Source organism: Streptomyces sp. AC512_CC834, assembly GCF_019049325.1.
Taxonomy (GTDB): domain Bacteria; phylum Actinomycetota; class Actinomycetes; order Streptomycetales; family Streptomycetaceae; genus Streptomyces.
Window position 1 is genome coordinate 394 of the sequence record NZ_JAGMUO010000107.1, and the last position, 1,655, is coordinate 2,048.

The 1,655-nt window shown below is 66.4% G+C and carries 1 protein-coding gene; it reads right to left on the minus strand.

The annotated features are described in order from the left end of the window. Nucleotides 1–182 precede the first annotated feature (182 nt). Nucleotides 183–1,400 carry a stealth family protein gene (locus KUM40_RS41815; protein WP_308401302.1) on the minus strand — a complete coding sequence of 406 codons (1,218 nt, stop codon included), beginning with the start codon at nucleotides 1,398–1,400 and terminating at the stop codon, nucleotides 183–185. Nucleotides 1,401–1,655: the final 255 nt, after the last annotated feature.

Consider the following 1,655-nt stretch of genomic DNA (forward strand, 5'->3'; position numbering starts at 1 on the left):
GTCCACCACCCGGCCCCACAACGGCTGTCCTTCGAACTCCGCCCGCCGGACACCCGTGTCGGACTGGAGCAGGGCGTGCCGAGGCCGCGTCACTCTCGACAGCCGCGCCTCTTCCTGTGCCTCCCGGCGGAGCCTCGCGCCTGCGCGCACGAGCCTGTGTACGTGGCGACCGCGCGGAGCCATCAACGCTCTCCCGACGGTTCGCTTTCCGGTTCGCCTTCCGGAGACTTCTCGAAAGCGCTCGGGAACGGGAAGTACTCCTCCAGGAAGGCGAACATGCGAGCGGTGACTTCCTCGCGCTGCTCCGGCGGGACGTCGACGTCGTTGAGGCAGAAGAAGTCGTAGTTCCGCTTCTTCATGATCCCCGACAGGCGGCGGCCCGCGTCCTCCCGGCTGATGTTGACGTACCGGAAACGGAACTTCCCGGGTACTCCCTTGCCGGTCAGATAGGCGTGGTTGTAGTGGAGCGACGCGGTCATCGCGATGTCGTCGGGCGACCGGAAGCGCGAGCGCATGGTCTGCTCGATCGCTTCGGGGAACATCTCGTCGAGCTCCGTCAGCACCGACCGCACCTGCGGAAGCGGCGTGTGCATGAAATTGTGCGTGGTGAAGCGGTCGTGGGTCTTCAGCAGCAACTGACGGACGTTCTTGCCCGCCGAGTTGGTGGCGGTCTCGCCGCCGTGCGGCTGTCCGACGCCGATCTTGAGCGGCGAGAACGGGATGCGCGCGATGCCGTTGCCGTAGAAGAAGTGCTGCGGGGTGACGCTGCGCCCGACGAAGACGTCGTCGTTGAAGTACAGGTAGTGGTCCGACAGCCCCGGTATGTGGTGCAGCCTCGTCTCGATGGCGTGCGAGTTGAAGACCGGCAGCACACCCTCGGGGAAGATGTCCTTGTGGTCGACGACCGTCACACCGGGCGCGTCCGCGTCCAGCCACTCCGGCGCCTGTCCGTCGGTGACGATGTACACGTGCCGCACGAAGTCGGCGTACATCTCCAGCGACCGCAGCGAGTACTTCAACTCGTCATGGCTGGTGTACCGGGACTCGTTGGTCTCCTTGTCGAGGATGTCGGTGACGCCCTCGCCCTTGTACTTGTTCCGCTTGGCCCGCAGTTCCGGGTCCTCGCCGTCGACCCACGTGTACACCACGTCGACGGGAAAGGTCACGTCGTCGACCGTCGCGACGGTGAAGGGCTCGAAGGTCGGGAAGTCGCGTCCCTGCACCGTCACCTTCGCCGGCTTCTGCTCGCCGGTGGGCATCACGTCGGAGACGCGGTTGCGCCGCGGCGCGACCAGCGCATCGGCCAGCACCTCGGCAGACGCCTGCGGCGACACCCTCGCCAGCTCCGCCTCCGCAGACGGACCCGCCAGCAGATCAGCCCCGTCCTCCCAGAACTCCACATCACACCCGGCCCGCGGCCCCGCCAACACCTGACCCACAGGACCCAACCGCACCACACCAAAACGCAGCACCGGAGCAGACGACAACCCCTTCGGCCACACCTCGTCCGCAAACAACGAAAAGTCCGTCACCCCACCAGAACGAGGCCGCGCCGCGAAAACAACACTCCCCCCGTACAACGAACGCATCGACGCCAAAAACGCCTCACGATCCGCCGCCCGCACACCCACCGACCACGACACCCGCGACACACC